Here is a 19862-nt window from a genome sequence, read left to right on the forward strand (position 1 = left end):
TGTACCGGGGTTTGCTCCCAAGGCTATTCCAAAGATGCCTCATACGGTTTGAACTAATAACACTCATTCTATCCCCGCGATACTTAATCTAGTCCAAATCATCCCACGAGACAGGCACACCATATTCGACATCACGTTTAACTTTGCGGCCCAGCACTTCATTATAAAACTTTGGTGCAATACCGTACCCTGGCCGAACACTACGCACTGAATCCGGAGAAACCGTATCACCTTTCGATAGCGACTCTACAAAATAAAGAGAACGCCTAAACTGAATATTCCCCTTCTCGCTTGACTTGCGCCCATAATCCACTTTGCCCAATGCCGATTTTGCCGTCTTGCTATCACGACATAGCGCTTCAAGGTCAGCAGGCTCAAGAGAGAAACTATCATCAGGTCCGCCCCCGCTACGATCAAGCGTAAAGTGCTTTTCGACAATACTGGCGCCCAAAACAATACTCGCGATAGCTGTGGTGTTATCAAGAGTATGGTCCGATAAACCCGTCACGAGTCCGTACCTATCAATCATGTCCGGGATAGTTCGCAAGTTGTAGTCTTCTGCAGGCGCAGGGTAACCACTTACACAGTGAAGAATCGCGAGCTGTGTGCAGCCGGCCTCTTTTGCTGCATCAATCGCCTCAGCAATCTCGACAGCATCCGCCATACCAGTCGATATGATCATGGGCTTTCCCGTAGCTGCAACGTAACGAATAAGAGGTATGTCAATAGCTTCAAATGAAGCGATCTTATATGCTGGCGCGTTTAAATCCTCCAGCAGGTCCACTGCCGTTGCGTCGAAAGGCGAGCTAAAAATGGTTATCCCCAGTTTTCTCGCATAATCAAACAAGGGTCGGTGCCAATCCCAGGGCGTATGAGCCCATTCGTACAGTTCATACAGAGACTTGCCTCCCCACAAACCGCCCTGGATCTGAAAATCAGGCAGATCTGACTTCAACGTAATAGTGTCCGGCGTATAGGTCTGTATCTTTACCGCATCTGCACCGGACTTAACTGCTTCTTCAATAATTCTGAAAGCCGCATTAATGTCTCCGTTATGGTTAGCCGACATCTCTGCAATGATATACGGATCGCAATCTGGACCAATTTCACGGCCATTAATGACTATCGTCTTCATCATCTGCTTTCTCCAACTTGAGCCTGTATTTTTTTCCCCGAAGCCTAAACGTCGCCGGGTATCTATCAGGATCACACATTCGAATCAAATCAAACTGTTCAGACAGTGATAAAGACGCATCAATCTCACTGTCTTCAGGTGTTCTTCGCCTGTAGTACGAGCCACCCTCAGAGCTTGGCTGCACTGTCGGCTCAATATCTTTATAGTTCTCTACTGCTTCTTCTATCAATTGAATTTCGGCTTTGAAGAGCAGCTCATTGACTTCATACCACAGCGCGTCCGGGCTGACTTGAATACGCTTTTTTAACCAAATTCTCCCGGAATCCACCTTGTCCTCAGCCTCAAGCAAAGACAAAGTCAAATGATTAGCACCTCCGACTAACTCCCATACGTGCGGGCTCCAGCCTCTTCCATGGGGTAGATCACTTGCATGCAAGACCAGAGTATGTCGGTATAAGGAACGGTACTCAGAAGAAATCATTTCCGAACAGGAAACCAGGAAAAGAAAATCCCCTCCGGCTAGCTGATTGCGCGAGTTCAATATCGAAACTGTATGTTTTTTCTCCATTTTCTTGGCCCAGCGCTGCAACCAGGGCATAACGGGGTGAGCTACGTCACTGCAGAGCAAGGTGATATTCATAAGCCCTGTATCTCCAGCATCTTCCTAACAACTCTCTCGCCTCCCCTGCCATCACAGATTCCGGCTGCCCGTCGCCCCATTTCCTCCAGCGATTTCGGGTTCGCGAATAGAGCATTCAGTGATTCTGAGGCTTCTTTAATAGGCTGCTTTATGTCCAGCAACACACCCGCACCAAAGGCCTGTAGCTGTTCGGCAATCTTTCGCTGATTCTCTGCCAGCACGAGAATCGCTGAAGGCAAACCAAGGCAGCACCGCTCCCAGGCAGTACTTCCTGCAGCACCGATAGAAAAATTGGCCAGAGCCATCCTTTCCGCCATGTTTGTGACATTAACGGATACTCTCGCATCAAACCGAAAACTCTTAACAATCTCTTGAATCCTCGCGAGATGCGGCGCGGACGCCCCCATCACAATGTCTAGATAGGTATGATCCTCAAGTGCCGACTTCGAAAGCAGATCCAGCACCCACTCCGTAGCGTTGTCCTGATCCGCCCCTCCCAATGAAACCAGCACGCGCTGTATGCCCATATCCTGATTCTTGTTCGCAAGGCTTTGCGGGCGACGCACCATAAACTCATTTCGTAGCAGCGCATATTCCGGCCCCATTAGGCATACGCAGCCTTCAGGAACAAAGGCTTCATAATTGGCCTTAATTTTTCCCAGATTCTGGTCCAGCAATACATCACAGAAGTATTCCCGATTCGCCAAATCATCAATCACCATTACGTGTCCTACGACGGGGGCCAATCGCTTATGCCAACGATGGTCCAGCGCGTAATGATCGACCACCAGCCAGTCTGCACCATCACAAATCGACAAGGATTGCGATGCATCATGCTCCCAGCTGTCGCCAAGCCAGTCTGCATACTCTCCTTCAGCCTCCCCCCTGTCCACGACGACAGGAAGCACGCAAACATCAAATCCTTTCTCTCGGATCAGGTCTGCCAGGTGGCCCGGGTGCTCTCTACAAATAAAGGTACAATCTGCGCCCTTGCTGCGGAGTATTTCTGCCAATGTCAGACAGCGCATGACATGCCCGCTACCAGCTCTCGTTGATGCATCAGCCCTGAAAAAAACGTTCACCGACCTTTATCCTCTTCCCGGGACAAACGGAAAAGAAGCTCAGCCCGCTCCCAGTCTTCTGGAGTATCAATGTCCTGAACACGATATCGAGGAAGAAGTACCGGTGCAGTTTCTTCTGTAAAAAAAGGAACCTGACCAAGCCAGGCAGCGGCTTTACCCCAGTAAAACTGGCCCGCATCATGATAAGCTTCTTCAAGATCCTGAGAACGGGTTTGAAAATGTTCCGGATTGAACATCGACAGGCGCCCCTGCTCATTCAATCGAAATGCTCGCTGTATCGGAAACCCGTAACTAGTCGACGAAACCGAGTAACTGCACCTTTTCTCTCGAATAATGTTCAGGCCTTTGCGTAGATCTTCGGGCTGAAGAAAAGGCGCCGTTGCATAAATGCAGCAGGCATAGTCGACACAATCGCCCTGCCCCTGTTGCCACTCAACTGCATGCCTGATCACGGGTATTGTTCCGGTGAAATCATCCGCCAGCGTTGATGGCCGCATAAACGGGACCGAAGCGCCATACTCGCGTGCTACGTCGGCAATTTCTGGATCATCTGTAGACACCACAACATCATCGAAACAACCGCTTTCCAGCGCCGCCTCAATCGACCAGGCGATCATCGGTTTACCAAAGAATGGCTTGATATTCTTTCTGGGGATTCGCTTGCTGCCTCCCCGCGCCGGAATAACCGCCAGTTTCATGTTTTCTCCAGCGCTTCGCTTAATGACGAAACGACGAAATCCTGATCCTGCTCGGTGAGCCCGGGATACATAGGCAGACTAATCGCCTCTGCGTAATAGGCCATCGCTTCAGGAAAATCTGCAGCGTCAAAGCCCATGCTTTGGTAATACGGCTGAGTATGAACCGGGATATAGTGCAGGTTGACGCCAACCCCTTTCTCCCGGAGCGAATCGAACACCTGTTGATGTGACGTCCCGGCCACACGAATGACATAGAGATGCAGCCCGGAATAGCTGTCCGGGTGCTGCCACGGTGCTGTCACAGGCAGGCTTTCCAATAACAAATCATACCGTGAGGCCAGGCCATGACGGCGTGACACAAAGTCGTCCAGGCGCGACATCTGGCTAATTCCCAACGCCGCCTGTAATTCGGTCATACGATAATTGAAACCCAAGGCAACCTGCTGGTAATACCATGGCCCATCAGGTTCCCGAGTCATCAGGGCGGGATCACGTGTAATGCCATGGCTACGTAACAATGCCATCTGGTCAGCAAGGGCATTATCATTCGTTAATGCCATCCCGCCTTCGGCAGACGTGACGATTTTCACCGGATGGAAGCTGAAGACAGTGATGTCGCTATAGCGGCCATTGCCAATCGGTTCATCGGCATACTTGCCACCAATGGCATGGGACGCGTCTTCAATCACCCGAAAACCATATTGCTTTGCCAAGCGATCAATCGCTTTCATATCGCAGGGCTGGCCACACAGGTGCACAGCCACAACCACTTTCGGCAACGCCCCTTGCGCCTCAGCCACACGCAGTTTCTCCGCAAGGGCAACAGGGCACAGGTTGTAGGTACGTGGATCGATATCGACAAAGTCCACGCTGGCTCCACAGTAAAGTGCGCAATTGGCAGAGGCCACAAACGTGACAGGAGAAGTCCACAGACGATCTCCCGGGCCCAACTCCAACGCCAGGCAGGCAAGGTGTAATGCGGACGTCGCACTATTGACAGCCACAGCTCTTGCCGCCCCACAATAGTCGGCCACTATGCGTTCGAATTCCGGGACTTTCGGGCCCTGAGTCAGAAAATCGGATTGCAGAACCTCAACCACCGCATCAATGTCGGCCTGGCTGATATCCTGGCGACCATAAGGAATCATCAGATTTTTCCGATTTCACCGAAGTTGGCATCGATCCAGGCCTGTAGCTCAGCATCCGACATCCATTCAGTATTGTTATCACTGGCGTAAACAAAGCCCTCGGGGACCTTTTTGCCATCCTTGATACGCTCAGGACTCGTCGCCCACTCGTTAATGGTCGGCAAAATCTTGAAATGCTCCGGGTACTCATAGGTGTAGTAAGCGTCTTCCTCACTGATCATCTGCTCATGCAGTTTTTCACCAGGGCGGATACCAATCACTTCCTGATCCGCCTCTGGCGCGACAACCCGGGCGAGATCTGTCACTTTCATGGACGGGATCTTCTTCACGTAGATTTCCCCGCCGACCATATCCTCAAACGCATGCCACACCAGCTCCACGCCCTGCTCCAGCGAAATCATGAAGCGGGTCATACGGGGGTCGGTAATAGGCAACACCCCCTTGTCCTTGATAGACATAAAAAACGGGATGACAGAACCCCGAGAGCCCATCACATTTCCGTATCGCACCACAGAGAACTTGGTGTCGTGCCCCCCGGCATACGAGTTTCCAGCGACAAACAACTTGTCAGAGGCCAGTTTGGTCGCCCCATACAGATTGATAGGGCTGCTAGCCTTGTCGGTAGACAGCGCCACCACGCCTTTTACCCCCTTGTCGATACAGGCATCAATCAGGTTCATTGCCCCATTGATATTGGTTTTTACACACTCAAAGGGGTTGTACTCAGCGGTAGGGACAATCTTGGTTGCAGCAGCATGAACCACATAGTCGACCCCATCCAGGGCACGGTAGAGACGCTCTCGATCACGAACATCTCCTATAAAGAAACGCAGCCGGTCATCGCCGCTATACAGCTTGGCCATTTCCCACTGCTTCATCTCATCACGGGAAAAGACAATAATCTTCTTCGGGTTGTATTTTTCCAGCGTCATGGGGATGAACTTATGCCCGAATGAGCCCGTACCGCCCGTCACAAGGATTGTCTTGTCTTGGAACATTCAAATGACCTTTCAACGTTTCAGAATTCTCGACACCAGGAGACTGTCCATCCCGGAAAGCCCCTAAGTACACCAGCCGCAAAACCTAAATGAATCTCATTTATTATTCTGGGCAGACAAACCAACATCATACCTATCCCTGACCTCAGCCTCTATCTACCGTAGGCACTTAGCCCTGCTTCACATCCGGGACTGGCGCCCGTTCAAGGATTGGTGACTTCACGGTTTACCTCCCGATCCCTGCGCATCATAAGCAGCAGCACAATGATACAGATCCAGAAAGAGTGGAATATATGGATTCTTATAACAGAGAGGAATAGAAAAATCGGCAGCAAGCCCACCAGATAATAGGGCCTGACGGCCAGAGAGCGTAGCCAGTCTGCGCCTCCCCGGATCACAGGAACCAGCATAGGGAGAAACACCAAAAGCCCGAAGTTCCAAAGAAAGGAGACCAGCGCGCTATCAAAGGGTTTGAATGCTGGCGCCCCCCACAGAACAAAACCTGGCTGAAAAGAAGAGTAGAGCGCTTCCGCCTGCTCCGCCCTCACCGATATCGACAATGTGTCAAGCCGGTTGCTGCCTGCCTCCGCTCCCGTAAAAGGCAAGGCCGAATACAGGTTCATCACCATGTCCACACAGAAGATATACAGGCGCTCAAACCGCAGCGGCATGAACAAGGATGCGATAACAAACCCCAGAATCAGCAAGAGCGCATTCCCTCTCTGCTTTCCCGAAAGCAAGGATAGCGCAAGGGCGACCCCCATTTGCGCCACCAGCACAATCAACCCAGCGAAGGAGTCAGTCAGGTAAATCATCCAGGGGCAAAATAGAACCAGGCAGCGATAAACCGATTTTTCTTGAAAGAGAAGAAAGGAGCAAAAGCAAATAAAGAAAGCCAGAGCGGTCGGGTTAGCCAGAGTGCCAAATGCCTGCTCTCCCCATTGATCGCTTTGCGCATTTATCGAGACAATGGGTATCTGAACGAGCAGCACGACATAAAAAGCCTTGCTCAAAGAGGAAAGAGAAATCTTCGTATCATAAAAAAGGATAAAGAACCCAGCCATCAGCAAGAGCGTCTTGATTGACAGCAAAAAGCTGAGATCCGTCGCCAGCAGGGATTTGACCACCGCAACGCCGACCAGCAAGCACAGAGAGATCAACAAACAGCGGTGACGAACAAACAGGCGTCGCTTATCTTCCGTCTGAACATACGCCACCGCCAACAGCAGCCAAAGAAACGCCTCTTTGATATAACTGAACAGGTGAGAGCCCTGCAGCTCTCCATTCTCTATGCCTACCAGGTAGAAATAACCCGCATAAAAGAGACAAAGGAACACAAAGGCATAAAAAAGAGTGCCTTCGCTAATTTTGCCCATACGGTGGGTTGCTGGCATGGTGCAACTGTCTTCCATTTTCATATTTACCAAGCTTTGCACTAGCGTCCGTATACGTTATTAACCCTCAGGCATACGAGACACCTGATCGTAATAAAACTCACCCAGGCAATACGTAAAAGCTTGATAATTGTCAGTCCATGACAAGCCCGCCAGCCACTCAAGTCAGCCAGCGGGGTATCCCGGTGAAACATATTTAGCCGCGGAACCCGTTAGGATTGGCCTCCTGCCAACGCCAGTGGTCACGGCACATATCCACAATGCCCCGCTCCGCCTTCCAGCCAAGTACCTGCTCCGCATGGGCGGGATCTGCGTAGCACTGGGCAACATCACCGGGACGACGCGCTACAATCTCATACGGCACCTCTCGCCCGGACGCCTTAGCAAAAGATTGCACCATTTCCAGCACGCTATACCCTCGACCGGTCCCCAGATTTACCGTCAGAAGCCCGCCCTTATCCTTCAGCGCCCGCAAGGCTGCCAGGTGGCCTTGGGCCAGATCCATGACATGGATGTAATCCCTCACCCCGGTTCCATCGGGGGTGGAATAATCACCGCCAAACACACTCAACTTTTCACGCTTTCCGACAGCCACCTGGGCAATGTAAGGCATCAGGTTATTGGGGATCCCAGACGGATCTTCCCCAATTTGGCCGCTTTCATGGGCGCCCACCGGGTTGAAATAACGCAACAACGCGATATCCCAGCTGTCATCAGACACGTAGAGGTCCCGCAGCATATCTTCAATGTGCAGCTTGGACGCCCCATAGGGGTTGGTCGTGCTCAAGGGAAAGTCTTCATTAATCGGAACACTGGCCGGGTCGCCATACACCGTGGCCGACGAGCTGAACACCAGCCGCTTTACCCCTGCTCGGGCCATCGCCTCCAGCAACCGGATCGTGCCCACTACATTACAATCGTAATATCGCAGCGGCTCAGCCACAGACTCGCCGACGGCCTTCAGCCCGGCAAAATGCACCACCCCGGAAACCGAAAACTCGGCAAATAGTGCATCCAGACAGGCAGCATCACGGATATCCCCTTCACGAAAGGTCACTGCCTTGCCTGTCAACTGCTCCACCCGGCGCAAACTCTCCGGGCTGCTGTTGGACAGGTTATCCAGCACCACCACTTTATGGCCGGCCTCCAGCAACAACAACACGGTGTGGGAACCGATATAGCCAGCCCCTCCAGTCACCAGAATGGTTTCCATGCTTACTCTCCTTGTTTACAGTCCATCATCCAGACTCAGCTTTCAGGCCTGTACCGATTCAATGGCCTTCTGAACATTAGCCTCGAACAAAGACCGGATGCGGCTCAACGCCTCTTCGTTTTGTGCTTCGTACCGTAGCACCAGTTTTGGCGAGGTGTTTGATGCGCGGCACAGCCCCCAGCCATCGGCATAATCCATACGAATGCCATCGATAGCGCAGCGGGTCCCCTCACCGAAATCCGATTGGGTTTGCAGGAACTCGACAATACTGAACTTGTTATCGTCAGTAACCTCAATGTTGATTTCCGGGGTCGTGCACAGCGCCGGGTAACGCCCAAACAACACATCCGCATCCGTTTCGGCACGGCTGATAATGCCCAGAATCCGGGCCGCCGCCACCAGCGCATCATCGAAGCCGTACCAATCTTCCGCGAAGAAGATATGGCCGCTCATTTCCCCCGCCAGTAACGCACCCGTCTCTTTCATCCGCGCCTTGATCAGTGAGTGCCCGGTCTGCCACATCTCGGGCTCCCCGCCAGCCTCACGAATCACATCGAACAAGGCACCGGTGCACTTCACATCAAAGATGACTTTCGCCCCAGGCTGTCGTTTCACCATGTCTTCCGCCAGGGCCATCAGCAGAATATCCGGGAAGATCACCGCGCCAGACGGCGTCACCACGCCAACCCGGTCACCATCGCCATCGAAAGCCAGCCCCAGGTCCGCCTTCTCCTGCTTCACACAGGCAATCAGGTCTTGGAGGTTTTTCAGGTCACCGGGATCCGGGTGGTGATTCGGGAAGGTACCATCGACATCGGCAAACAGTGGCACCACCTCGCAACCCAGCGCGGCCAGCACCTGCGGGGCCTGAACAGCGGCAATGCCATTACCGCAATCCACCACCACTTTTAGAGGGCGCGATAGGGTATGCGTCCCCAGGAAAGCGTCCTGATACGCCGCCAGCACCTCTCGCTCTTCATAGTCGCCAGCACCCTCTGCCAGATCCCCTTCCACAATTCGCTGGTAGAGAGCCTGAATACGCTCCCCGGACAAAGTGACGCCGTTGATGACAATCTTGAACCCATTGTAATTCCCCGGGTTATGGCTACCGGTCAGCATCACACCGGAATTCAGGTCATCAAAATGGTAAGTGGCAAAATACAGCGCAGGGGTCGGCACCATGCCCACATAAACCACATCACAACCTGCCGCTCGAATACCATCCCCCAGAGACTGGGTAAGGGCCGGGCCAGACAGTCGACCGTCGCGGGCAATGGCGATGCGTCGCTGGCCGCTGGCCAGCACCTCAGAACCAATACTACGCCCAATCAGATAGGCCCATTCATCAGTCAGGGTTTCCTGGTAAATACCGCGGATATCATAGGCTCGGAAAATTGAAGCAGGAATCGGGTGACTCATAACAAATCCATTTCAGACAGGTCACAGAAGGAAGATCATCGCGGGCGCCATGATACGCGAAAAGCACGCGCGCCTCTTCCCCCCAGCGGCAGGAATACTCTCTTTAACACACCAGCGACCCTGTTGGACATTCGCACCACGAACAGATCGCCTCGCAAGCAAAGCTCCTACAAAAACCCCCTCACAACCACTGCCCCGCTGTAGGAGCTATGCTCGCATAGCGATAACGAGCCTTGGCGAGGCCAGCCAGACATATTTGCTGTAATGGGGAAATGGATAGGCGGGCAGAAGGGGCACCCGCCACGAACCCGGCAGGCGATTAATCGCTGCCAAAAAGATCGCGGGTGTATACCTTATCAGCGCAGGGCGCCAACGCTTCCGACAGTCGGTTGGAAATGATCACATCGCAATCCTGCGTAAAGGCACCAAAATCACGGATCACCTGACAACCACGGAACTCCCCCTCCTGCAGCTCAGGCTCATAGACGACCATTTCCACCCCTGCGGCCTGAAGGCGTTCCATCACCCCTTGAATGGCCGACGCCCGAAAATTATCCGACCCGGTCTTCATGATCAACCGGTAAACCCCAACCCGACGTGGCGAGCGACGCAGGATATCCTCCGCAATGAAATCCTTACGGGTATCGTTGGCATCCACGATCGCACCGATGAGACTATTGGGAATATCAGCAAAATTCGCCAGCAATTGCTTGGTGTCCTTTGGCAAACAGTAACCGCCATAGCCAAACGACGGGTTGTTGTAATGCCTGCCAATGCGAGGATCGAGGCCAACCCCCTCGATAATCTGCCGTGCATCCAGGCCATTTACTGCCGCGTAGGTATCCAACTCATTGAAATAAGCCACTCGCATGGCCAGATAAGAATTGGCAAACAATTTGATCGCTTCAGCCTCGGTTGGATGCGTAAACAGTACCGGGACATCCTCCTGCTCAGCCGCCTCAACCAACAAGGAGGCAAACACCTTGGCGGCATCGCTGTGATCACCCACAATCACCCGTGAAGGATGCAGATTATCGTAAAGCGCCTTGCCCTCACGCAAAAATTCGGGGGAAAACACGATATTGGCTGCGCCTAATCTCTCACGGATCGATGCAGTGAAACCCACAGGAACCGTCGACTTGATCACAATGGTGCTATCAGGATTTACCGCCAGCACCTCGGCAATAACAGACTCCACCGAGGCGGTATTGAAATAGTGTGTTTCCGGGTCGTAATCCGTCGGGGTCGCCACCACGACGAAATCTGCCCCAGCGTAGGCAGCATGGGCATCTGTCGTTGCAACGAGATCCAGCTCTCCCTGTGCCAGAAAGGCCTCTATAAGCTCATCATGAATCGGAGATTCACCCCGACCCAGCATTGCCACCTTGTTCGCATCAATGTCCACCGCCACCACGGAATGATGCCGGGCAAGCAAGACCGCGTTGGACAAACCCACATACCCGGTTCCGGCGACCGCAATTTTCATTCAATTCCTCGATACAGCAAACGAGCAGGCAACCATACCTGGCCCAAAACCGGCTAGTATACCGACCAAACCCGCTTACAGACACCAACCAGAGCACAGCACAAAGCCCACCCGCATCCGCATCACGACGGGATCGCCTTGCAAGCAAAGCGCCTACAAAAGCCCTCTACCCACCACTGCCCCGCTGCAGGAGCTATGCTCGCATAGCGATAACGAGCCTCAGCGAGGCAACCATAACCCCAAGCCAATCACTTCACGAAGGGTGCGCCGCCCCTACAGAAAGGTGAGCGCGGGACAGAACGATACGGCTAACCCTCCGGACAGATCACCCGGCCACGATGCCCGCGCTCCGCACAGGCGGTTTCCAGGCGGGCCTTAAACGCCCGTTTGGCGCGATCATCACCATGCACCACCCGAATCTCCGCCGGGAGCCGCTGCATGCCCATGACGAATCGCAACAAATCCTGCTGGTCCGCATGGGCAGAGTACCCAGAAATACTGTCGATTCCCGCTGCAATCGGGTAGGTCTGACCGTCCAGCACCACCTCTCCGCCCTGCCCCCGGGACTGTATCACCCGGCCGGGGGTACCGCGGGCCTGATACCCCACAAACAGCACATTATGTCTGGCATCCCCCAGCATGGCCTTCAGGTAGCGGGTGATCCGCCCTCCCGCACACATCCCGCTGGCAGCAATGACCACTGCCGGCCGATAACTGCTCGCCAGGTGGTGCACCATGCGGCAATGGGCGTCGTGATCATCCACCGTCAACAGCTGCTCAAAGCCCAGAGGCTGACGACCGACCGCCAGGCGCTCCCTCGCCTCCTGCTCCCAAAACGGCGTGAGCGTTCGATACACCTGGGTAAATCGGCTCGCCAACGGCGAATCCAGAATCACCGGCAACGCATCCCACGCCAGCGTGTCATTCACCGGATCGCTGCGGCGGGTGTGAATAATCTCCTCCAGCTCGTAGAGCAGCTCCTGGGTGCGACCAATACTGAACGCCGGAATCAACACCGTACCCTGGTCCGACAGAGCCTTCTCGAGCACCGCTTCCAATCGACGGGTGCGGCTTTCACGCCCCTGATGCTGGCGATCCCCATAGGTGCTCTCGATCACCAGCACATCAGCGCTCTCGGGAGAAACCGGGGCCGGTAAAATCGGCGCGTCCCTGGCCCCCAGATCACCCGAAAACACCGTATCGTGCGGGGCTCCTTCGCGCCCATCAGGCCAACAGCGGCACGTCACATATGCCGAGCCCAGAATATGGCCCGCCCGTCGCAGGCTCAGCTCAACAGGTAACGCCCCTAACGCTATCCGGTGCCATGTGTCATACGTCAGCGGCACCAACCGGCGACGCACCGTCTCCAAAAAGGCCTCCACCCTGTCGGGCTGCCGGCTGATCCCCAGACGAAACGCATCCTCCAGCACAATCGGCAGCAACCTGGCAGACGGCTCGCTGCAATAGATCGGCCCGCTGAACCCCGCCGCCAGCAGCCAGGGCAGCCGACCGATGTGATCAATATGAACATGCGTGACCACCAGCGCCCGCACGCAGGAAATATCAAAATCCATGCGCAAATCGTCCGCACTGGCACCCCCGGGCCCAGCATCACGCCCCTGAAAGAGCCCACAGTCGATCAGCACACTCACCCCGGGCCCCGGCTGCCATTCGTGTGCCGACCCGGTCACCCCCTTCACCGCGCCATGGTGTCGTATCGCCGGGAAGACGACACCCCCTTCCCGCTGGTCATCCCTGTCCATACCTGCTCCACTGGCAAACCCGGCATGTTATCCTCCGCACCAAAGCGAAACTGTCAGCAAAACACCACAATCCCTGTCGGATAACAAAGACAACCCACAACAAGCCTTCGCCAAGGCTCGGATCGCCTTGCAAGCAAAGCTCCTACAAAAGCTACCCTCTCCCCACTGTCCCACCCCACTGTAGGAGCTATGCTCGCATAGCGATAACGAGCCTCAACGAGACAACCACAACCCCAGGCCATCCCCATCACAAATGGATCACCACGTGAGCAAGAATCCCAAAGGGAATAGTGAAGGCATCTCTCAAGGGGCAGGTTCCCCCACCCCGTAATCGAACCCCTGCAGGAGTGGAGGTTCCGCCGCAAAACCCCACCCAGGACAAACCCACCGCCACCGCAATACATGCCGCGGCACAGAGACATCCCCCCGGTTTTACCCCGGTGATCTTGGTGCTCCCTGTGGAGAGAAGACTTTGCCCTCGCCAAGGCTCGGATCGCCTTGCAAGCAAAGCTCCTACAAAGCCCCCCCTCCCTCACTGTAGGAGCTATGCTCGCATAGCGATCCGAGCCTTAGCGAGGCAGCCACACCTAGGCCCATTCGCCTCAGAAATGGATCGCCACGCGCGCAAGAATCCTACAAAAAAAAGGGAGAAAGAGAGAGAGGAAGGGAGGGAGGGAGGGAGAAGGAGGCCCCGAAGGGCCCCATTCTATAGAGAAGAACCTGCGATATGACGGGCAAGGGCCATGGACGAGGCATCCAGGCCAGATGCAGAATCCGGGTCGGCCAACACATCAAGCATGTCGGTGGCAATCAGCTTGCCCATCTCCACGCCCCACTGGTCGAACGGATTAATACCCCAGATCACGGCCTGCACGAAAACCTTGTGCTCATACATGGCCAGCAATGCCCCCAGGGTACGCGGAGACAGCTCGTCCAGCACCAGAGTCGTGCTGGGCTGATTCCCGCGATAACGCTTGTACGGAGGCAATGCCACCTTCGGATCCAGTGCCCGCTCCCCCAGCGCCAGCAAACGAGACTGCGCAAGGCAGTTGGCATTGGACAACCGGTGCTGGCCTTCCAGCTCCTTCGCCGACGCAGAGTGCATCTGTTCGGTATAACGGCGTGCGGTCATCAGGAACTCACACGCCACCGGCAATGTGCCCTGGTGCAACAGCTGGAAGAAAGCATGCTGCGCATTGGGGCCGACCTCACCCCAGATCACCGGGCAAGTATTGTATTCCAGCGGCTTGCCCGCACGGCTCACCGACTTGCCGTTGGATTCCATCTCCAACTGCTCAAGATACGCTGGCAAATGCTTAAGGCGGCCATCGTAAGGCAACACCGCACGGGCCGTAATATTAAGGAAATTGATATTCCAGACATCCACCAGGCCCAGCAGCACAGGGATATTTTCCGCCCAGCGACGGGTACGGAAATGCTCATCCATGGCATGCGCACCCGCCAGCATGTCGCGGAAGCCATCCATACCCACCGTCAACGCAATGGGCATCCCAATGGCAGACCACAGCGAATACCGGCCACCAGTCCATTCCCAGAACATCAGCTGGTTCTGCGGCTGTATGCCCCAGTCAGTCATCCGTGCCGCATTAGACGAAATACCAATAAAGTGACAGCGCATCATCGCTTCACTTTCACCGCCAAACGCCCGCGCCAACCAGGCCCGGGCCGTATTGGCATTGTGCAACGTATCAATGGTGGTAAACGACTTGGAAGACACCAGAACCAGAGTCGTTCTGGGGTCGAGATCATGCAGAATCTGGGAAATCTGGCTACCGTCCATTGACGAAGCGAAATGCAAACGCGGGCGCTTACCGGTAGCCGGCATACTGGAATGCAGCGCGGCAGCGGCCATCAACGGGCCCAACTCAGAGCCCCCCACACCCACATTCACCACATCGGTGATCACATCACCCTGGCTACCACGCCACTGGCCAGTGAGAATGCGGTCGACCATGGCACCCATGGCATCCAATTGATCATGCACTTCCGGGCTGGCCCCCGTCGTCGACGGCTCACGTAGCCGCCAATGCATCGCAGATCGCTGCTCAGTGCAATTCACACGCTGGCCACTGAACAGGCACTCAATCCAGTGCCCCAAGTGGCGCTCATCAGCCAGCTGCACCAACAAAGAAAGAATATCCGTATTCAGCCGCTGCTTGCTGTAATCCACCAGCAAACCACAATCACTTTGGCTGAAATGCTGAAAGCGCTCCTTGTCCGCCTCGAACATGTCAGCCAGGTGCTCATGCCTGTGCTGCTGCGCATATTGCTCTAGTCGGGCCCATATGGAACTCACCGTTAACACATCCTGTTCCGGCACCATAATCAGATCCTTCCTACCCCTTTGTACTGGAAGCCCTGAGAACGCACGAAAACGGGGTCATAAATATTACGACCATCCAGAATCAAGGGTTCTCTCAGCTCCCCACGCAGCCTGGCCCACTCCGGGCTCCAGTACTGCTTCCATTCTGTGAACAACATCAAGGCATCAGCATCGGCAGCTGCCATATACTGATCCTTATATAGTTCCAGATCCCCTCTACCGTCTGCCCAACGAGACAGCTCCGGCAACGCCAAGGGATCGTGAACCGCCACCTGCACACCCTGTGCCCACAGTGCTTCGATCACCTTCAGCGCCGGGCTATTCTCCACACGGTGCGTGCCGGGCTTGAACGACGCCCCCCAAATTACGACACGCTTGCCGACGACATTACCCCCATAGTACTGCCAAAACTTGCGGAACAGTACCTCCTTTTGTCGCTCATTAATCGCCAGCACCTGCTCCAAAAGGCCAGCATGAGCGTCATATCCCTGCAAAGTGTCTACCAGGCTCATCACATCACCCGACAAACCAGGGCCGCCAAAGCCGCAACCGGGGTACAGATAGGCACTACCTATTCGTGAGTCCGCAGCCAAAGCTTCTCTAATTACACTGATATCCACATCCACCCGCTCAGCCAACTGCGCCATCTCATTCATAAAGCTGATTCGGGTAGCCAAAATCCCGCTGCTTGCCAGGCGCGCAAACTCGGCCTCACGCAACGACATGTGACGGAAAGTATCGCGAGTCCGCACATAGGGGCGCATAATCTCGCACAGCAGCACTCTGGCCTCTTCATTCTCATGGCCAATCAGAATGCAATCCGGGCGGGTAAACGTATCGTAAGCCCTGCCAGCCTGGGTCATATCCGGCATCACCGCCAGCTCTGCCCTGCTGCCACTATCCACCAGCTCATCACGCAGGCGCTCAGAGGTGCCCACCGCGCAAACCGTTTGGATCACGGCAAGCTCAAACGCAGGCATGGCGGCATGGTGAGCAACAATCGACTCCAGCAGCGACACCTTGCCAGGCTGCACCGCCAGAAAAACAACACGGCTGTCGTTCAGGCGCTTGCTCTCTTCATACAGCCGGTAGCGCAAGCGCCCCGAACGACGCTGCTCTTCCAGCAAAAAACGCAGCCCTGGCTCCTTGTAAATGGCTGCCCCCTGCTCAAGGGCATTCCAGGCCCCCATGTCAGTGACATACCAATACACATCGTGGCCGGTCTGGGCCAGCGCAGTTGCTGTCACCTGTGCACACAGGGTGTCGCCGTAGACTGATATCTGCATAAAACCTCAGCTTCGAGCTATGAGCTATGAGCTGTCAGAAAACATCCAGGCTTTAGGCCTGGGGCAATAAAGTCACTTGAGCTTACGCATGATGGCGAAGAGCATTCTTGAAAGCTGATCAACTTCCTCGCCCCACCTGCTGCTCATATCCTCGGGGATATACCCAATTCTGTGGCCAATGATCAGCTGGGTCTTGAGCTCACCTGCTGATCCCTTCGCATAGTTCAGAAAAAGGACTTTCTCCTTCTCTGAAGCCCGGCCAAAACCTTCTGCGATATTGGAAGGCAAGGACAGCGATGATCGGGTTATCTGATCCCTGAATCCAAAATCATGATGCCCCGAAAAGTGTCGATAAATCTCGACACTCAAATCAACGGACCGCCTCCAAATATCCAAATTCTCCAACCGCATCCCTGCTCCTGCATTAAAAGTCACCATCCATGGGAACTATTTCGAATCTTCCTATCCAATCGCTCACAGCTCACAGCTCACAGCTCACAGCTCACAGCTCACAGCGGTCAGCTCACAGCTCACAGCGGTCAGCCGACAGTTTCTGCCATCATCGACCGCGCAACCTCACCGAGCTCTGGGTGCTTGGCGGCATAATGAAAAATCGCCTGCAGGTACCCGGCCTTGTTGCCGCAATCAAAGGTCTGGCCTCGCATGGTATAAGCCTCTACCACCTGATTTTCCATCAGTGTAGCAATGGCATCTGTCAGCTGAATCTCATTCCCTGCACCCGGCGGCGTATTTTGCAAAATTTTCATGATTTCGCCGGGCAGCACATAACGGCCCACCACCGACAAACACGACGGCGCCTCGCCGATAGCCGGCTTTTCAACCACACCACGCATCACCGCAGACTCGCCACGCGCCGGCGCCGCGCCTTCCAGGGCCACAATGCCGTACTGATCCACGCGGTTTTCCGGCACTTCTTCCACCATAATCTGCGGGAAACCAGACGCATCGAAGCGATCCACCATGCTCTTCAAGTCTTCATTCTGGCCATCACAGTCCACCAGCACATCCGGCAGCAACACGGCAAAGGGTGAATCGCCCACCACTGGTGCAGCACAGGCCACCGCATGCCCCAAGCCCAGCGCGCGGTGCTGACGCACCGAAATGACACTCACATCATCCGGCAGGATATCGCGCACCTCAGCAAGCAACTTGTCCTTACCTTTGGTTTCCAGCTGGTGTTGCAACTCGAACTGGGTATCAAAGTAATCTTCGATGGCCGTCTTGGCAGAATGCGACACCAGAATAATCTCCTTGATGCCCGCCCGGACCGCTTCCTGGACCACATATTCAATCGCAGGCCGGTCTACCACCGGGAGCATTTCCTTAGGGATCGCCTTCGAGGCCGGCAGCATACGGGAGCCGAAGCCGGCAACAGGGAGAACAGCTTTGGTAACCATCACAAACCTTTTTCCATCATTGAATTAGCGAATCACAGATTGATCTGTTCGCAAGAACCGCCGGAGCAATACATACAAAATGCAGCCCAGGGCAACACCCGCCACATCAATCAGAAAATCAGAAAGAGACGCTGAGCGACCCGGGATCCACACCTGAATCATCTCAATCAGCGCCCCCAGAATAATCACCGCACCGGGTACAACCCAGTGGCGCCCAACAAGAAGGCATCCCAGCAAAACAAGCCACGCCGAGAATAAAAAGTGGGCAATGCTTTCAATATCACCAAGCGAAAACCACGCCTTCACCGCATCACGACCATCACCGGGCAGCATTCCTCCCAGCATAAACGCCGCCAGAGAAAACACCGCAACCCCGGTGATCCAGCTCCTTGAAGCTCTACTTGGCACAACACGTCTCCGCACTTAGCGATAGGGACAACCAAGACTGACAGCAAGCTATGACAAAGGTGCCGGACGGATTCCAAGAAGCGCAAACACATTAGGCCCCGGTAAAGTCCAAATCCCAAGCCTGCGCCACACGAAAAACAACGCCACCAGATTCTGGCAAACCAGCACAAAAGCCAGTGCCATTGCCGCCCCAACAGCACCCAGCATAGAAATAAGCACAAAAAACGCCCCCAGGCCCAGCGCGTTACACGTGAGTGCGATATTACGCATCAAGCGTTCGTGGCCTGTCATATTTAGCAGAAAGCCCACAGAACCTGTGGATACATTCACCAACTGCGCCACAGCAATGATACGAAGCAATGGTGCTGCGCCCTCAAAACCGGAACCAAACCAGCCAAGCACCCAAACCGGGAAAAACAGGCATACCAGAACAAGCGGCATCGCCACTACTGCCCCAAGCGCCGCGCCGAGACGGGCAAGCCTGGAGAGCCCTTTCATGTTCCCGTTGTGGTACAAACTGGCGAACCGGGGAGGGAAAATAGCGTTAATCACCAATAGGATAAACGCGATAAGCATGCCTATCTGCTGAGACGTTTTAAATAACCCCAGATCCGCACTGATTAACAGCCAACCGGCCAACATGACAGCCAGGACGTTCTGCATGAATCCTGCAAAGGTTGCTGCAAAAAATGCACGCGAGGTCACAAAGAACTGTTTTTTTTCTACTGCTTGAGACCGAGAAACCACGTCACCTTCAGCGTTGTGCAAATACCAGGTCTGCTTGCGGCACCATAACCACAGCTGGAGCCCCCCCTGAAACGCAACCAATATTGCAGCAGTGAGATAGGCATAACCCACCATTAGCAGGCTCTCGCTGATTTCAGGTGCAAATTGCATCCCGACCCAGAGAATGCCACCGGCATACAAGGCGATAGCCCCATTTTCCATCAGACAGGCCGTCGCGGACTTACGGACCCCTTTGAAAAAACCGGACAGAAGATAACCGAAGACATAGAAAGGAACCGCCAAGGAAACCCCAATCAGCATCTCTGCCAAGCCAGCTGAAGAAAACAACGACTCAAAATAGCCACGCAACAGCAGCAGCAGAAACGCCACCGGAAACGCCGATAGCATGGCGCGCTTCACCGCCCAAGCGAAGTAACGCATCACCTCATGAGAATCAGGATCCTGGCCCACATAGCGCATCAGAGCATTGTCCATCCCGCTTTTGGACAAGAGGCCGGCGCCCAAAAGAAAGCTCTGCGCAAGGGCCAGCACCCCGACACCCGCAGGCCCATGAAGTCGGCCCACCACGACCATCAACCCCAATGCACCAAGCGCAGCGATCGCTCTGGCCGTAAAAGTGCGGGCCAGCGTCAGCGCCAGGTCACCTCGGAGACGTTGTTTCAAAGAAACGGACAACGCATTTA

At 54.6% G+C, this 19862-nt stretch carries 17 protein-coding genes; all 17 read right to left on the minus strand.

What is annotated here, in order from left to right:
* Positions 1 to 88 precede the first annotated feature (88 nt).
* The 17 genes from pseI to A15D_RS09790 all read right to left on the minus strand — a co-directional run bounded on the left by pseI (position 89) and on the right by A15D_RS09790 (position 19854).
* Positions 89 to 1138, minus strand: coding sequence for a pseudaminic acid synthase (pseI, locus tag A15D_RS09710; protein WP_102791768.1), 1050 nt, complete (start codon positions 1136 to 1138; stop codon positions 89 to 91).
* The gene (locus tag A15D_RS09715; RefSeq protein ID WP_102791769.1) at positions 1116 to 1775 is read right to left on the minus strand and encodes a formyltransferase family protein; all 660 of its coding nucleotides are present in this window, start codon (positions 1773 to 1775) and stop codon (positions 1116 to 1118) included. The genes pseI and A15D_RS09715 overlap by 23 nt, the downstream gene beginning before the upstream one ends.
* Entirely contained in the window at positions 1772 to 2857 is a 1086-nt protein-coding gene (pseG, locus tag A15D_RS09720) for a UDP-2,4-diacetamido-2,4,6-trideoxy-beta-L-altropyranose hydrolase (protein ID WP_102791770.1), read from the minus strand. The genes A15D_RS09715 and pseG overlap by 4 nt, the downstream gene beginning before the upstream one ends.
* On the minus strand, positions 2854 to 3555 hold the full coding sequence (gene pseF, locus A15D_RS09725) for a pseudaminic acid cytidylyltransferase (protein WP_102791771.1): 702 nt from the start codon (positions 3553 to 3555) through the stop codon (positions 2854 to 2856). Before pseF ends, pseG begins: the two co-directional genes overlap by 4 nt.
* On the minus strand, positions 3552 to 4703 hold the full coding sequence (pseC, locus tag A15D_RS09730) for a UDP-4-amino-4,6-dideoxy-N-acetyl-beta-L-altrosamine transaminase (RefSeq protein ID WP_102791772.1): 1152 nt from the start codon (positions 4701 to 4703) through the stop codon (positions 3552 to 3554). Before pseC ends, pseF begins: the two co-directional genes overlap by 4 nt.
* On the minus strand, positions 4703 to 5701 hold the full coding sequence (gene pseB / locus A15D_RS09735) for a UDP-N-acetylglucosamine 4,6-dehydratase (inverting) (RefSeq protein WP_102791773.1): 999 nt from the start codon (positions 5699 to 5701) through the stop codon (positions 4703 to 4705). The genes pseC and pseB overlap by 1 nt, the downstream gene beginning before the upstream one ends.
* 203 nt (positions 5702 to 5904) lie before the next feature.
* Entirely contained in the window at positions 5905 to 7119 is a 1215-nt protein-coding gene (locus A15D_RS09740) for a hypothetical protein (RefSeq protein ID WP_146026865.1), read from the minus strand.
* 172 nt (positions 7120 to 7291) lie between these two features.
* Positions 7292 to 8308, minus strand: a complete 1017-nt coding sequence (galE, locus tag A15D_RS09745; RefSeq protein ID WP_102791775.1) for a UDP-glucose 4-epimerase GalE — start codon at positions 8306 to 8308, stop codon at positions 7292 to 7294.
* 42 nt (positions 8309 to 8350) lie between these two features.
* Complete coding sequence (locus tag A15D_RS09750; protein ID WP_102791776.1) at positions 8351 to 9727, minus strand: phosphomannomutase/phosphoglucomutase; 1377 nt, start codon at positions 9725 to 9727, stop codon at positions 8351 to 8353.
* Positions 9728 to 10046: 319 nt separating this feature from the next.
* Positions 10047 to 11213: a nucleotide sugar dehydrogenase gene (locus tag A15D_RS09755; protein ID WP_102791777.1), complete on the minus strand. Its 1167-nt coding sequence runs from the start codon at positions 11211 to 11213 to the stop codon at positions 10047 to 10049.
* Between the two features lie 308 nt (positions 11214 to 11521).
* The gene (locus A15D_RS09760) at positions 11522 to 12976 is read right to left on the minus strand and encodes an MBL fold metallo-hydrolase RNA specificity domain-containing protein (RefSeq protein WP_102791778.1); all 1455 of its coding nucleotides are present in this window, start codon (positions 12974 to 12976) and stop codon (positions 11522 to 11524) included.
* A 706-nt stretch (positions 12977 to 13682) separates the two neighbouring features.
* Complete coding sequence (pgi, locus tag A15D_RS09765; RefSeq protein WP_102791779.1) at positions 13683 to 15320, minus strand: glucose-6-phosphate isomerase; 1638 nt, start codon at positions 15318 to 15320, stop codon at positions 13683 to 13685.
* 2 nt (positions 15321 to 15322) lie between these two features.
* Positions 15323 to 16606 carry a nucleotide sugar dehydrogenase gene (locus tag A15D_RS09770; protein WP_102791780.1) on the minus strand — a complete coding sequence of 428 codons (1284 nt, stop codon included), beginning with the start codon at positions 16604 to 16606 and terminating at the stop codon, positions 15323 to 15325.
* Between the two features lie 72 nt (positions 16607 to 16678).
* Entirely contained in the window at positions 16679 to 17017 is a 339-nt protein-coding gene (locus tag A15D_RS09775; protein ID WP_102791781.1) for a four helix bundle protein, read from the minus strand.
* Positions 17018 to 17145: 128 nt separating this feature from the next.
* The gene (gene galU / locus A15D_RS09780; protein WP_102791782.1) at positions 17146 to 18024 is read right to left on the minus strand and encodes a UTP--glucose-1-phosphate uridylyltransferase GalU; all 879 of its coding nucleotides are present in this window, start codon (positions 18022 to 18024) and stop codon (positions 17146 to 17148) included.
* 24 nt (positions 18025 to 18048) lie between these two features.
* Positions 18049 to 18390 (minus strand): VanZ family protein, encoded by a 342-nt coding sequence (locus A15D_RS09785; RefSeq protein WP_102791783.1) that lies wholly within the window; start codon positions 18388 to 18390, stop codon positions 18049 to 18051.
* Positions 18391 to 18480: 90 nt separating this feature from the next.
* Complete coding sequence (locus tag A15D_RS09790) at positions 18481 to 19854, minus strand: oligosaccharide flippase family protein (protein WP_146026866.1); 1374 nt, start codon at positions 19852 to 19854, stop codon at positions 18481 to 18483.
* Positions 19855 to 19862: the final 8 nt, after the last annotated feature.

The organism is Alcanivorax sp. MD8A (assembly GCF_002888555.1).
In the GTDB taxonomy this organism is placed as follows: domain Bacteria; phylum Pseudomonadota; class Gammaproteobacteria; order Pseudomonadales; family Alcanivoracaceae; genus Alcanivorax.

What these genes read in the sequence shown, in the direction of transcription:
- A15D_RS09715 (WP_102791769.1), bottom strand. Translation starts at nt 1,775, where the DNA reads ATGAATATCACCTTGCTCTGCAGTGACGTAGCTCACCCCGTTATGCCC.
- A15D_RS09750 (WP_102791776.1), bottom strand. Translation starts at nt 9,727, where the DNA reads ATGAGTCACCCGATTCCTGCTTCAATTTTCCGAGCCTATGATATCCGC.
- pseI (WP_102791768.1), bottom strand. Translation starts at nt 1,138, where the DNA reads ATGATGAAGACGATAGTCATTAATGGCCGTGAAATTGGTCCAGATTGC.
- pgi (WP_102791779.1), bottom strand. Translation starts at nt 15,320, where the DNA reads ATGGTGCCGGAACAGGATGTGTTAACGGTGAGTTCCATATGGGCCCGA.
- pseF (WP_102791771.1), bottom strand. Translation starts at nt 3,555, where the DNA reads ATGAAACTGGCGGTTATTCCGGCGCGGGGAGGCAGCAAGCGAATCCCC.
- A15D_RS09760 (WP_102791778.1), bottom strand. Translation starts at nt 12,976, where the DNA reads ATGGACAGGGATGACCAGCGGGAAGGGGGTGTCGTCTTCCCGGCGATA.
- pseB (WP_102791773.1), bottom strand. Translation starts at nt 5,701, where the DNA reads ATGTTCCAAGACAAGACAATCCTTGTGACGGGCGGTACGGGCTCATTC.
- A15D_RS09775 (WP_102791781.1), bottom strand. Translation starts at nt 17,017, where the DNA reads ATGCGGTTGGAGAATTTGGATATTTGGAGGCGGTCCGTTGATTTGAGT.
- galE (WP_102791775.1), bottom strand. Translation starts at nt 8,308, where the DNA reads ATGGAAACCATTCTGGTGACTGGAGGGGCTGGCTATATCGGTTCCCAC.
- A15D_RS09770 (WP_102791780.1), bottom strand. Translation starts at nt 16,606, where the DNA reads ATGCAGATATCAGTCTACGGCGACACCCTGTGTGCACAGGTGACAGCA.
- pseC (WP_102791772.1), bottom strand. Translation starts at nt 4,703, where the DNA reads ATGATTCCTTATGGTCGCCAGGATATCAGCCAGGCCGACATTGATGCG.
- A15D_RS09755 (WP_102791777.1), bottom strand. Translation starts at nt 11,213, where the DNA reads ATGAAAATTGCGGTCGCCGGAACCGGGTATGTGGGTTTGTCCAACGCG.
- galU (WP_102791782.1), bottom strand. Translation starts at nt 18,024, where the DNA reads ATGGTTACCAAAGCTGTTCTCCCTGTTGCCGGCTTCGGCTCCCGTATG.
- A15D_RS09740 (WP_146026865.1), bottom strand. Translation starts at nt 7,119, where the DNA reads ATGAAAATGGAAGACAGTTGCACCATGCCAGCAACCCACCGTATGGGC.